This window comes from Jatrophihabitans sp. YIM 134969 (assembly GCF_054456675.1).
On the sequence record NZ_JBTJEQ010000011.1, the window covers coordinates 57,228 to 69,590 of the forward strand.

The 12,363-nt window shown below is 73.5% G+C and carries 8 protein-coding genes; 2 read left to right on the forward strand and 6 right to left on the reverse strand.

Translation table 11 applies throughout. The features are described from left to right. Positions 1 to 36: 36 nt before the first annotated feature. From ACXR2U_RS08255 to ACXR2U_RS08270, 4 genes are read right to left on the reverse strand one after another with little or no spacing between them, the layout of a single operon-like run. A complete protein-coding gene (locus tag ACXR2U_RS08255; RefSeq protein WP_458824491.1) occupies positions 37 to 909 on the reverse strand; it encodes an endo alpha-1,4 polygalactosaminidase in 873 nt (290 codons plus the stop codon). Next, entirely contained in the window at positions 906 to 2,828 is a 1,923-nt protein-coding gene (locus ACXR2U_RS08260; RefSeq protein ID WP_458824492.1) for an alpha-amylase family protein, read from the reverse strand. The genes ACXR2U_RS08255 and ACXR2U_RS08260 overlap by 4 nt, the downstream gene beginning before the upstream one ends. Further along, positions 2,825 to 3,637: a hypothetical protein gene (locus tag ACXR2U_RS08265; RefSeq protein ID WP_458824493.1), complete on the reverse strand. Its 813-nt coding sequence runs from the start codon at positions 3,635 to 3,637 to the stop codon at positions 2,825 to 2,827. Before ACXR2U_RS08265 ends, ACXR2U_RS08260 begins: the two co-directional genes overlap by 4 nt. 4 nt (positions 3,638 to 3,641) lie before the next feature. Continuing rightward, positions 3,642 to 4,148, reverse strand: coding sequence for a DUF6328 family protein (locus ACXR2U_RS08270; protein WP_458824494.1), 507 nt, complete (start codon positions 4,146 to 4,148; stop codon positions 3,642 to 3,644). 41 nt (positions 4,149 to 4,189) lie between these two features. On the opposite strand from ACXR2U_RS08270, the gene ligD reads away from it, so the two are divergent. After that, positions 4,190 to 5,605 carry a non-homologous end-joining DNA ligase gene (gene ligD / locus ACXR2U_RS08275; RefSeq protein ID WP_458824495.1) on the forward strand — a complete coding sequence of 472 codons (1,416 nt, stop codon included), beginning with the start codon at positions 4,190 to 4,192 and terminating at the stop codon, positions 5,603 to 5,605. Here the strand turns inward: ligD and ACXR2U_RS08280 are convergent. After that, a complete protein-coding gene (locus tag ACXR2U_RS08280) occupies positions 5,592 to 8,792 on the reverse strand; it encodes a BTAD domain-containing putative transcriptional regulator (protein ID WP_458824496.1) in 3,201 nt (1,066 codons plus the stop codon). The genes ligD and ACXR2U_RS08280 overlap by 14 nt on opposite strands. 55 nt (positions 8,793 to 8,847) lie before the next feature. Beyond that, positions 8,848 to 10,032 (reverse strand): sensor histidine kinase, encoded by a 1,185-nt coding sequence (locus ACXR2U_RS08285; protein ID WP_458824497.1) that lies wholly within the window; start codon positions 10,030 to 10,032, stop codon positions 8,848 to 8,850. 147 nt (positions 10,033 to 10,179) lie between these two features. Between ACXR2U_RS08285 and ACXR2U_RS08290 the strand changes: the two genes are divergently transcribed. Further along, complete coding sequence (locus tag ACXR2U_RS08290) at positions 10,180 to 12,357, forward strand: MMPL family transporter (RefSeq protein WP_458824498.1); 2,178 nt, start codon at positions 10,180 to 10,182, stop codon at positions 12,355 to 12,357. Positions 12,358 to 12,363 lie beyond the last annotated feature (6 nt).

Here is a 12,363-nt window from a genome sequence, read left to right on the forward strand (position 1 = left end):
ACGCATCGCGCCAGGACGGTGTCAGCAGGCCCGGGGTCAGCAGGCCCGGTAGACGTAGCCCGGGTCGCCGCGCGGGACCAGGTCGCGGTCGCGCAGGATCACCGAGATCCGCTCGCCGTGGTCGGCGCACGCGGCGGGGAACGCCTCCTCGCCGTTGTCGGTGTACTCGATCTCGAAGACCTCGTCGCCGTACACGTCGGTGTAGTCGCCGCACTCCTCGTAGACCTGGCACTCCTCGGCCACGGCGAAGTCGAAGCCCACATCGCGTCCCCGGGTGCCGAGGTCGGCGCTGTTCTTCTGGCCGATCGGCAGCCCCGCGCGGTGGGCCCGGGCCGTGAGCAGGGCGGCGAACGCCAGCGCCTGGTCGACCCCGTAACCACCCCGCGACCGCGTGTACGCGTCGAGGTTGTCGGCCTCGACCGCACGGAACCCGTCGGCCTCGCAGCCGTCGATCCACCCGCCGACGATGTCCGCGACCGCGCTGCGCTTGGCCGCCGTGGTGAGGTCGAAGAGGAACTCGTCGGGGTAACCGGGGTCGGAGACCGGCTTGCCGTCCCGGCGCAGGATCAGGTCGGGGTGGTCGTCGAACCAGAAGCTCTTCTCGTCCGGCTGGCTCTGGAACCCGTTGACGTAGCAGATGGTGAACACGCCCGGCGCGGGTGACGCCGTCCGGTCGCGGGCCACCAGGGTCACGCCCGCGGGCGGCTCGTACGCCCCGCCGAGCTGGTAGTCGAACTGGGCGTTCGCGGGCGGCAACGCCACGCCCTCGGGCAGCCGCGGCGCCGTCACGGAACCTGACGTGTCGCCCCCCGACGTCGGGCCGTCGTCGCTGCCTCCGCGGTCCGACCCGCACCCCGCCACCAGCGCGACGACCGCGAGCCCGGCGACGATCGCACCCCACCGCCTCACGGCCGCACCAGCCACATCGCGGCGTACGGCGGGAGCCACACGTCGCCGTCGGCACCGGGGTGGACCGGGCCGTCGGCGAGCACGTCGTGCCAGCCGGCGACGTCGAGGCCGAGGTACCGGGTCGGGAACGGCCGCCAGCTGTCGGTGACGTTGAACAGCTCGATCAGGTCGCCGACCGGGTGCGACCGCACCACGGTGAGCACGCCGGGGTTCGCGGGGTCGACGACCCGGGACGCCGCCGAGGCGTGCAGGTGCGGCAGCGCGGCGCGGGCCCGAGCGAGACCCTGCAGCCCGGTGAACAGCCGCTCGGCCACGGTGTCGGCGTCGTGGCGGGCGGCCTGCCGGGCCGGTGACATCCGCGGCCGGTGCACCCACCGGTTGTCCGCCTCGTGACCGGGTTCGGACGCCCAGTCCGGGTCGCCGGGCTGGCCGATCTCGTCGCCCATCCAGAGCACCGGGACGCCGCCCCACCCCATCACGATCGCGTGCGCGATCAGGATCCGGCGGACCGCGAGGTCGACCGCCACCGGGTCGCCCTCGGCGACCGCGAGGTCGAGGCCGGCGAGCGCGGTCGACATCCCGCTGATGCGGCGGTCCCCGGTGGCCGGGTTGGCCTGGAACACCAGCCCGCGCGCGAAGCTGCCCGGGAACTCCCCGGCGTAGAAGTCGGACAGGAAGCGGCGGTGCCCGTAGCCCGAGAGCCCGACCGCGGCGGCGTCGGCGTCGTCGACCGCCCAGCCGATGTCGTCGTGACACCGCAGGTACGTGATCCAGGCGGTGCTCGACGGCACCACCGGCAGCTCCCGCAGCGCGTGCACCGCGAGGCCGACGTCGCGGCTCGCGAGCATCGACCAGATCTGCACCATCAACGTGTTGTGATACGCGAGGTCGCTGACCTTGCCGTGGTGCCGGCCGCGCCCGAGGTACTGCACGAGGTCGTCGGGAGCGACGATCGCCTCGGCCTTGAGGACGACGGCGGGGCACGCGATCCGGACCAGGGCGCGCAGGGCGCGGGTGAGGGCGTGGACCTCCGGCTGGTTCTGGCAGTTCGTGCCGAGCCGCTTCCAGAGGAACGCGATGGCGTCGAGCCGCAGCACCGACACCCCGAGGTTGGCCAGGAAGAAGACGATGTCGGCGTACTCGGCGAACACGTCGGGGTTGGACCAGTCGACGTCCCACTGGAAGGCGTTGAAGGTCGTCCACACCCAGGCGTCGAGGTCGTCGTCCCAGGTGAAGTTCCCCGGCGCGAAGTCCGGGAAGACCTCGGGCAGCGTGCGTTCGTAGGCGTCGGGCGCGGTGCGGTCGGGGAACACCCGGAAGTAACGGCGGTACCGCTCGTCCCCGGCCCGCGCGGCGACGGCCCAGGCGTGCTCCCGGGCGACGTGGTTGAGCACCAGGTCGAGCACCAGGCTGATGCCGACCGAGCGGAGTTCGCGCGCCAGGGTGCGCAGGTCCTCGACCGTGCCGAGGTCGGAGCGGACGGTGCGGTAGTCGGCCACCGCGTACCCGCCGTCACTGTCGCCCACGCGCGGTTGCAACAGCGGCATGAGGTGCAGGTAGGTCACGCCGAGTTCGCGCAGGTACGGGACCTGGTCGGTGACCCCGGCGAGCGTCCCGTCGGGTGAGAAACGCTCGGCGTAGGCGGCGTACCCGAGCATCGACGGCTCCTGGAACCAGTCCGGCGCCAGGGTGCGTTCCAGGTCGAGCCGGTGCAGGTCGGGATCGCGTTCGGCGTACGCGGTGGCGGCGAGGCGCAGCAGCCGGGCCGCGAGGCCGTCCCGCGTGACGGGGTCGTACACCTCGGCGAGCCCGGCCTCGACGTCCGGCCACCACCGCCGCACCCGCGCCTCGAACGTCTCCCGACGCTCCGGCGACACGGCGGCGAGCAGCGGGACGACGTCGTCCGAGAGAGCTGTCACGAGGTCGCATCCTCCTCGGCGACGGCCGCCGGAACCGGATCGGGGGTGCCGCCGACGAGGTCCTTCAGCCGGTTCCACCGGGCGACGTACGCCGGACCGAACCGGCGTTTCGACCGGCGCCGCCGGCGGGAGTCCGCCGGGTAGCGGCGACGCGTCCACCACGAGTCCGGCTTGGCGACGCGCACCGCCCCGATCCACCCGACGACCGGCACGAACACCCCGAGCACCCCGGTCAGCACCTTGCCCTTCAACAGGCACACCACCGAGCACGCGAGTGCGACCAGCAGCCAGGCGACCGAGATCCACCACGTCGCACTCCCCGGCCGCCCGGAGAGGAAATCCACGCCGCCGATGAGCGCGCCGGTCGCGGCCAGCACGCAGAAGATGGCGTCGATCGACTGCTGACCCTGCTGCTGCCAGTAGACGTCCTTGAGGTTCAGCCACAGCGCGAACTCGTCGAAGGTCAGCGAGACCCCGACCCCGAACACGATCGCGGCGGCGTTGAGGGCGTCGCCGACCGGCGTCGTGGCGATCATCGCGACGCCCGACCCGAGCATGAGGAAGATCCCGATGACGGTGTGGTGGATGTGCACGCCCCCGACGACGATGTCGTGGATCGGACCGGAGGTCGTGCGGGCGACGACGTCGGCGTGCACCGCCTTCTCGGACCGGCTGCGGATGTGCCGGGTGATCGTGCGCGTGACCACGAAGGTCACGAGGATCGCGATGAACAGCCACATCACCGGACGGGTGACGACGAAGTGGGTGTCCTGCGGAGCGGACTCGATCGCGAGCAGCGTCGGGGACACGGTGTCAGAGGTCCTCGTCCGGCAGGTCGTGACGCAGCCGCAGGGGCAGCACCACCCAGAGCCCGAGCAGCACGAGCGCGGCCACGCCGGCGGCGGTCCACCCCGCGACGTTGCCCGCGATCGCCGCGAACACGATCTCGACCACCCCGACCACGGCGAGGGCGAGCAGCGCGAGACCGGTCAGCGCGGCCCGGTGCGCGACCCGGACCATCTCCCCGCGCGCGTGCCGGCGGAACAACACCCGGTGCAGGCTGACCGGCATCACCAGGAAGCCGGTCGCGGCCACCGAGGCCGACACCGTCACGAGGTACACCGTGCGCTCGATCGTCGAGAGGTCGGCGAACCGCGACTGGAACGGCAGGGTCAGCAGGAAGCCGGTGAGGAACTGCACGCCCGTCTGGGTGACCCGCAGTTCCTGCAGCAGATCGCCCCAGTTGCGGTCGAGACGTTCGGTGGGGGTCTCGTTGCGGGCCTTCGCGTTCCACGAGTCGTCGGCGGCTGGTCCGGGCACGCCGACAGCCTGCCACCGCCCGGCGTGCGAGGCTCGACGTCGTGGACCACGAGACCGTGCCGCCCACCGCGCCGCGGGGCGAGGACGACGTGTTCGTCGTGCACGAGCACCACGCCACCGCCCTGCACTGGGACCTGCGGCTCGAGCACGACGGCGTCATGGTGTCGTGGGCCGTGCCGAAAGGTCTGCCGGCCGACCCGCGACGCAACCACCTGGCGGTGCACGTCGAGGACCACACGCTGGAGTACGCGACCTACGAGGGCCACATCGGTGAGGGGCAGTACGGCGCGGGCCAGGTGACGATCTGGGACTCCGGCACCTACGAGACCGAGAAGTGGACCAACCGCGAGGTCAAGTTCGTGCTGCACGGGCACCGCACCCAGGGCCGCTTCGTGCTGTTCCGGACCGACGGCAAGGGCAAGCGGTACGGCGGCGGGACCAAGGACAACTGGATGATCCACCGCATGGACGCCCCGGCCCGGCCGGACTGGCAACCGTTGCCCGATGCACCGACGCCCATGCTCGCCACCCCCGGCGACCTCCCCCGCTCCGACGACGGCTGGGCGTACGAGCTGAAGTGGGACGGCGTCCGGGCGCTGGTGACGATCGAGGGCGGCCGGGTCGCCATCCGGTCGCGCGCCGGCAACGACGTCACCCGCAGCTACCCCGAACTGCGTCACCTCGGCGGCGAGGTCGGCACCACCCAACTGCTCCTCGACGGCGAGATCGTCGCGTTCGACGACACCGGCCGGCCGTCGTTCTCCCGCCTGCAGAACCGGATGCACGTCACCGGCGCCGCCCGCGCCCGCACGCTCTCGCAGCAGGAACCGGTCACGCTGGTGGTGTTCGACGTGCTGCACCTGGAGGGGAACTCCTTGCTGGGACTGCCCTACTCGGCCCGGCGGGAACTGCTGGAGTCCCTCGAACTCGACGGCCCCCACTGGCAGACCCCGCCGCGCATCGAGGGTTCCGGTGCCGACGCCCTCGCCGCCAGCCGCGACCTGCTGCTCGAGGGTGTCGTGGCGAAACGACTGGACTCGACGTACGCGTTCGGGCGCCGGTCACCGGCGTGGGTGAAGGTGAAGAACGTCCGCACGCAGGACGTCGTCATCGGCGGGTGGAAGCCGGGCAGGAACTCGCGGGCCGGACGGCTCGGTGCGCTGATGATGGGCATCCCGGACGGCGACGGCCTGCGGTACGTCGGCAGCGTGGGCAGTGGCATCGCCGGCGGGGTGCTCGCCGACCTCGAGCAGCGTCTGGCCACGATCGTCCGGGACGAGTCCCCGTTCGACCCCGCGGTCCCCCGCGCCGACGCCCGCGACGCGCACTGGGTCGAGCCGGTGCTGGTGGCCGAGGTCGCGTACGGCGAGTGGACGCCCGACGACCGGCTGCGGCACCCCCGCTGGCGCGGGTTCCGACCGGAGACCGATCCGGGCGACGTCGTCAGGGAGCCGTGACCGACAGGTACGGGCGCGGGTCCAGCGCCTCCGCGGCCGCGTCGCGTGGCAGCTGCCGCCCCGTCTCGAACGCCGCGGCGAAACCGTCGTCACCGAGGTCCGCGCGCAGCAGCCCGATGAGCTCCTGCACGCGCGGGTCGGTGGCGTCGAGCCGGCCGTGCAGCACCTCCGACGCCCCGAGCGCGGTGGCCGCCGGGACCGGCTGGCCCGTGTGCTGCAGCCAGACGGCGACGGCTCGCCCGACCCCGGCGAGCACGGGCATGTCCTTCGTCCCGACCCCGGCGACGTAGGCGTCGGCGACCAACGCCGTCGCGGCGTCGTCCTCGCCCAACCAGAGATCCAGGCTGATGACCGACGACAGCGTCATGGCGGTCATGTGGCCGTTGAGGGGGTGCAGCGGCCCCAGCGCCTGGACGTGGTCCAGCATCCGGTCGCGGGCCGTGCGCACCCCGTCGACGTCGCCGTCGATCCGGAGGATCGCCGCGAGGACGTTGTCGGCGAGCAGCCGTTCCGGCCGCGAGGTCGCCACCTCCGAGATCCGGCGCCACTCCCGCCGCGCGGCCTCGGTGTCCCCCCGGCGCAGGTACAGCTCCGCGACCCGCGCCCGGGCGAACACGAGGTCGCCGACCGCACCGAACTCGGCCAGGTGACGTTCGGCTCGCTCGTACTGGGCGATCGCCGCGTCGAACCGGCCGTCAAGGGTGTTCAGCTGCGCCCAGGACGTGAGGGCCGAAGCCATCCCCCACCGCTCACCCAGCCGCTCGAACCGCTCGTACGCCGCCTCGGTGTCGCGGCGCATGCCCTCGATGTCGCCCTCGTTCTCGGCGAGGTTGCCGCGGAACATGATGATCGCGGCCGCCGTCCAGTCGTCGGCGAGTTGCAGCGAAGCGTCCATCAGCACCCGCATCTGCTCGGCCCGTCCGGTGAAGAACTCGAGCATCGGGCGCATCAGCACGAGCTCCTGGTGGTCGCGGTCCAGGCCGTACGCGTCGATGCGACGGCCGAGCTCCACCAGCGCGTCCGGCCCCACCGCGACGTCGTCCTCGGGGCTCACCCCGACGCCGCCGGCGAACGCGTTGACCGCGATCAGGCACTCGCACAGCAGCCGGTCGGCGGCGTCGCCACCGGGAGCGCCGAGCGACGCCCGGACCCACGTGCTCGACTCCGTGTGCTGCCCGACCAGGAGCCAGTAGAGGGCGAGTCGGGACACGAGCGCGACCGCGGTGTCACCGTCGTCGGTCGCGACGAGGTGCTGCAGCGCGGCGAGGACGTTGTCCATGTCGGCCTCGAGCCGCCCGATCCACGGCAACTGGTCGGCCGTGTGCAGGTGGGGGCTCGCCTCGTGGACGAGCGCGGCGAAGTGCAACGCGTGGGCGCGCCGGACCTCGTCGACCACGCCCGCCGCGACGAGCCGCTCGACGCCGTACTCCCGGATCGTCTCGAGCATGAGGTAACGCAGGCCGTCCGCGGTCTCGACGCGCAGCAGCGACTTGTCGACCAGGGCGTCGAGCAGGTCGGCCACCTCGACCTCGTCGAGTCCCGCCGTGGCGCCCACCGCGGCCGCGGACGACACCGTCGCCCCGCCCGGGAACACCGCCAGCCGCTCGGCCAGGGCCCGTTCGTCGGGTGAGAGCAGGTCCCAGCTCCACTCGACGACCGCGCGCAGCGTGCGGTGCCGCGGCATGGCGGTCCGGCTGCCGCCGGTCAGGAGCCGGAACCGGTCGCTCAGACGCTCGGCGACGGCGGTCACCGGGAGCACCCGCAGCCGGGCGGCCGCGAGTTCGATCGCGAGCGGGAGGCCGTCGAGGCGTCGGACGATGTCGACGACGTCGTGCACCGTGCCGGCGTCGACCGTGAAGGACGCGTCGACCGCGCGGGCCCGGTCGGCGAACAACGCCACCGAGGCGTGACGCAGCGCGGTCGCGGGATCGGCGTTCGGCCGGGGCAGGAGCAGTGGCGGGAGCAGGCACAACGCCTCGCCGTCGATGCCGAGCGGCTCGCGGCTGGTCGCGAGCACCCGGAGACCGGGGCACTCGGCGAGCAACTCGTCGACCAGGTCGGCGACGGCCCCGATGAGGTGTTCGCAGTTGTCGACCACGAGCAGGCACGTCGCCTCGGCCAGGGTGTCGGTGAGCCGGTCGCGGGAACCGAGCGCCGGCCGCTCGGCACGCCGTTCCAGGACGTCGCGGACCTGGACGCCGAGGCTGCCGAGGAAGGCCTGCGGCAGGGCGGCGGCGTCGGTGACGGGCGCGAGCTCGACGAACCAGACGCCGTCGGCCATGCGGTCGACCCACCCCGCGGCGACGACGCCCGCCAGGCGGGTCTTGCCGGCTCCGCCGGGGCCGACCACGGTGGCGAGCCGGCCTTGTTCGAGCAGGGTGTCGACCCGTTTGGCCTCGTCGTCGCGGCCGATGAAACTGGTCAGGCTCGCGCGGAGGTTGGTGCGCCGGGCCCGTCGCGGTGCGGGAGCGGGTGCATCCTGCAACAGTTCGAGGTGCAGCGCCTGGAGCTCGGTCGAGGGGTCGGTGCCGAGCTCCTCCGCCAGTCGACGCCGGAGCTGGTCGTAGATCCCGAGCGCGTCGGGGGTGCGCCCCTGCCGCTGCAGGGCCCGCATGAGCAGCGCCGTCAGGTGTTCGTGCAGCGGGTGGGCACGGGTCAGGTCACCCGCCCGGCGGACCAGGTCGGCCGGATCGGCGTCGGGATCGGCGAGGTCGAGTGCGAGTCGCTGTTCGTGGGCGGCGAGGACGAGTTCCCCCAGCCGCACCTCGTGGGAGGAGTCGAGTTCCGGCACCGCCGGACCGCGCGCCAGCTCCGTTGCCTGCTGCAGCAGTGCGTCGCGGGTGGCCGAGTCGTGGCAGCGTGCGACCTCCGCCAGCAGATCGGTGAGGCGCAGCGCGTCGACGTCGGAACGTGACAGCGCCAGGCGGTAGCCGCCGGCTTCCTGCACGACGAGGCCGCCGTCGCCGAGCATGCGCCGCAACCGGGAGACCAGGCTCTGCAGGGCGTTGGCCGGCTCGGCGGGCGGCACGCTCCCCCACACCTCGTCGACGAGGACGTGGGTGGGCACGACCCGGCCGGCGTCGAGCGCGAGGCGGGCCAGCAGCGCACGCACCCGGCCGCCGGGCACCGCCCGGGCGACGCCGTCCGCGTCCCACACCTCGAGCTCCCCGAGGATCGCCACGCGCACGGGTCCAGTGTCCCGCACGGGCGGCGCACAGGTCGGACGGGCGGGCGCCGGGTGCTCAGCCGGTCGTGAGCTCCGGACGCGCGGCGCCGGTCAACGCCCGGGCGGCCCCGCTGGGCACCACGGCGCTCGCCGCGGGCACCGCCGGCAGCGCGATCTCGAGCCGGGTCGGGCCACCCACCGGACTCACGACGGCGAGCGAGCCGTCGAACGCGCTCAGTCGGCGCTGGATCCCTCGCAACCCACTGCCCCGCGAGGGGTCCGCGCCTCCCCGGCCGTCGTCCTCGACCACGATGCGCAACTGCTCGTCGCGGTGCACGACGCTGACCCGGACCCGGCGGGCGCCACTGTGCTTCACGGCGTTCGTCAGCGCCTCGGCCGTCGCGAAGTAGGCCGCGGACTCGACCGGTGCGGGCAGCCGGGCGGGCACGTCGACCTCGGCCGAGACGTCGCCCGGCAAGGTGAGTGCCAACGCCTGCACCGCACCCGCGAGCCCACGGTCGGCGAGCACCGGCGGGTGGATGCCCCGCACGAGGTCGCTGAGTTCGGCGACGGCGGTCCGGCTGGCTTCCAACGCCTCGCCGATGAGCGCGCGGGCGGTCGGCGGGTCGTCGTCGAACCGGGCCTGGGCGAGCGCGAGGCTCATGCCGAGGGAGATCAGCCGGGCCTGGGCCCCGTCGTGGAGGTCGCGCTCGATCCGCCGCAGTTCGGCGGCCTGGACGTCGACGGTCTCGGCACGGGACTGAGCCAGTTCGTCGACACGGACGGCGAGGCGGGCGGTCTCCGTCGGCCCGAGCAGCAGCGCGCCGAGACCGGCGGACAGCCGCAGCGACAGACCGGCCGGCAGGAACCAGAACAGCAGGTCGAGCAGCGCCTCGACCACCGCGAGCACCGCCAACGTGAGACCCACCGTGGCGTCGAGGACCAGCCAGGCGAGGTCGCGCCAGGTCGCCGGGTCACGCAAGGTCGTGCGGAGGGCGGCCACCACGCCCTCCCCGCCGGGGCGCAGGTACGGCACCGGCAGGTCGTAGCCGTACCGGGCCGCGAGCACCTGCCGGGTCACGCCCGTCAGCCGACGGGTGGCCCACACGCACCCGGCGAACAACGGCAGGCCGACCCAGACTCCGAACAGCGGCAGGGCGACCACCGTCGCGGTGCCGAGGACGAAGCTCAGCACGGACGACACGAGCGCGGCGAGGGCCGCGACCAGGAGCCGCACACGGCGGACGAACTCGTGCTTCACCCCCTCATCGTGACCGACGGACTCCCCCGCCGCGGTGGAGGAAAGTCCACCCTCCGCGGCGAGCTGACTCTCCTGTGCCGCCGCGGCCGGGCCGGGAGGGTCGGAAGGGCCCCGACCTGAGCAGGACCCGACCGCAGGAGACGCCGCATGCACCCCGAACGCACCACCCCGGCCCGCCGGACCGTTCCCGTCCGCCTCGCGCGGTGGAGCGCGACCCACCGCCTCCGCGCGATCGCCCTCTGGCTGGTCTTCGTGGCCGCCTGCGTCACCGTGGGCCAGGTCGCGGGCCTGCACGAGGCCACCGAGGTCGACACCTCGGTCGGCCAGTCCGGGCAGGCCCTGCGCTGGCTGCACGACGCCGGCCTCACCGCGCCCGACACCGAGGACGTGCTCGTCACGGCCCGGTCCGGCGACCTCGACGCCGCCACCGCCGCGGGCGTCGCCCGTCAGGTCCGCACCGCGATGACGGCGACACCGGGGGTCGCGGCGGTGTCACCGCCGGTGACCTCACCCGACGGGTCGGCCGTGGTCGTCGGGGTCACGCTGCGCACCGGCGCCGACGTCGCCGCGCTGCAGGCCGTGACCACGACGGTGCAGCGCGACCACCCGGAGCTGCGGATCGAGCAGGCCGGGAGCGAGTCGGTGAACGCCGCGGTCGAGGACCAGGTCGCGAGCGACCTGTCCTCGGCGGGCGTGATCAGCCTGCCGGTGACGCTGCTGATCCTGCTGGTGGCGTTCGGCGCGGTCGTTGCCGCCGGCGTGCCCGTGCTCCTGGCGTTGTCGGCGGTCGGTGCCGGCACCGGCCTCTCGGCGCTCGCCTCCCACGTCGTCCCGGACTCGGGCTCGACCTCGAGCGTCATCCTGCTGATGGGGATGGCCGTCGGCGTCGACTACTCGCTGTTCTACGTCAAGCGGGTCCGGGCCGAACGCCGAGCCGGGCGCAGCACGCTCGACGCCGTCGACATCGCCGCGGAGACGTCGGGCCACAGCGTGCTGGTGTCGGGCTTCGCCGTCGTCATCGCGATGCTCGGCCTGTACGTCAGCGGCAACCTGGTGTTCGCGTCGCTCGCCACCGGCGCGGTGATCGTCGTCGCCGTTGCGGTGCTCGGGTCGCTCACCGTCCTGCCGGCGCTGCTCGTCGTCCTGGGCCGCGCGATCGACCGGCCGCGGGTGCCCGTCCTGTGGCGGTTGACCGCGACCCGGCGCGAACCCGTGCTTTGGAACCGTGTCCTGCGTCCGTCGCTCGCCCACCCCGGCCGCACGCTGGCCGTGTCCGCGGGCGCGCTCGCGCTGGTCGCGCTGCCGGCGTTGGGGATGAGGTTGTCGTCCGGGAGCGTGCAGTCGCTGCCGGACTCGATCGCGCAGAAGCACACCCTCGAGCGCCTCACCACGGCGTTCCCCGACCGCAACAGCGGCGTCGACGTCGTCGTCCGGGCGCCCGCTGGAGCGCGGGACGAGGTCCGCGAGGCGCTGCTCGCGGTCGGCGCCACCGCCGGTCGCGACCCGCACTTCGTCGCCGGGGGCACGCCGACCGTCGCGGTGTCGACGAGCGGCACGACGCAGTACCTGCAGCTGGTCATGCCGTTCGACGAGGAATCGCCCGACGCGGCCGCGGGGATCGACCTGCTGCGGTCGACCCTGGTCCCGGACGCCGTGCACGACGTTCCCGGTGCACGGTTCGCTGTCGGCGGGGACGCGGCGTCGGCCGTCGACGCGGACCACCAGCTCAGCAGCCGGCTGCCGTGGGTGATCGCGACCGTCGTCGTCCTCACCGTCCTGCTCACGGCCTTCGTGTTCCGCTCACTGGTCCTCGCGTTGTGCACCGCCGGGATGAACCTGCTCTCGGCAGGCGCCGCGTTCGGCCTGCTGACGCTGGTGTTCCAACATCACTGGGCGGACGGCCTGTTCGGCTACGAGTCGACCGGCGCGCTCGTCAACTGGATCCCGCTGTTCACGTTCACGGTGCTGTTCGGGCTGTCGATGGACTACCACGTGTTCGTCGTGAACAGCATCCGCGAGGAGACGGCGCGGGGGCGGTCGGTGCGCGAGGCGGTACGGGTCGGCGTGGGCCGGTCGGCCGGGACGGTGACCGCCGCCGCGGTCGTCATGGTGTCGGTGTTCGCGATCTTCGCGGGCCTGCACATGGTCGAGATGAAGCAGCTCGGCGTCGGACTCGCGGCCGCCGTGCTGTTGGACGCCGTCGTCGTGCGGGCGGTGGTGCTGCCGTCGCTGCTGGTCCTGCTCGGCGACCGGATCCGCTGGCCCGGACGGACCATCCCGGTCGCGGCGGCACCCGAGCCGCGCGAGCTGGCCGCCGCCCGGTGAGCGGGG

Excerpts from the sequence above, each read along its gene's own strand:
- ACXR2U_RS08290 (WP_458824498.1), top strand. The coding sequence starts at position 10,180 with ATGCACCCCGAACGCACCACCCCGGCCCGCCGGACCGTTCCCGTCCGC.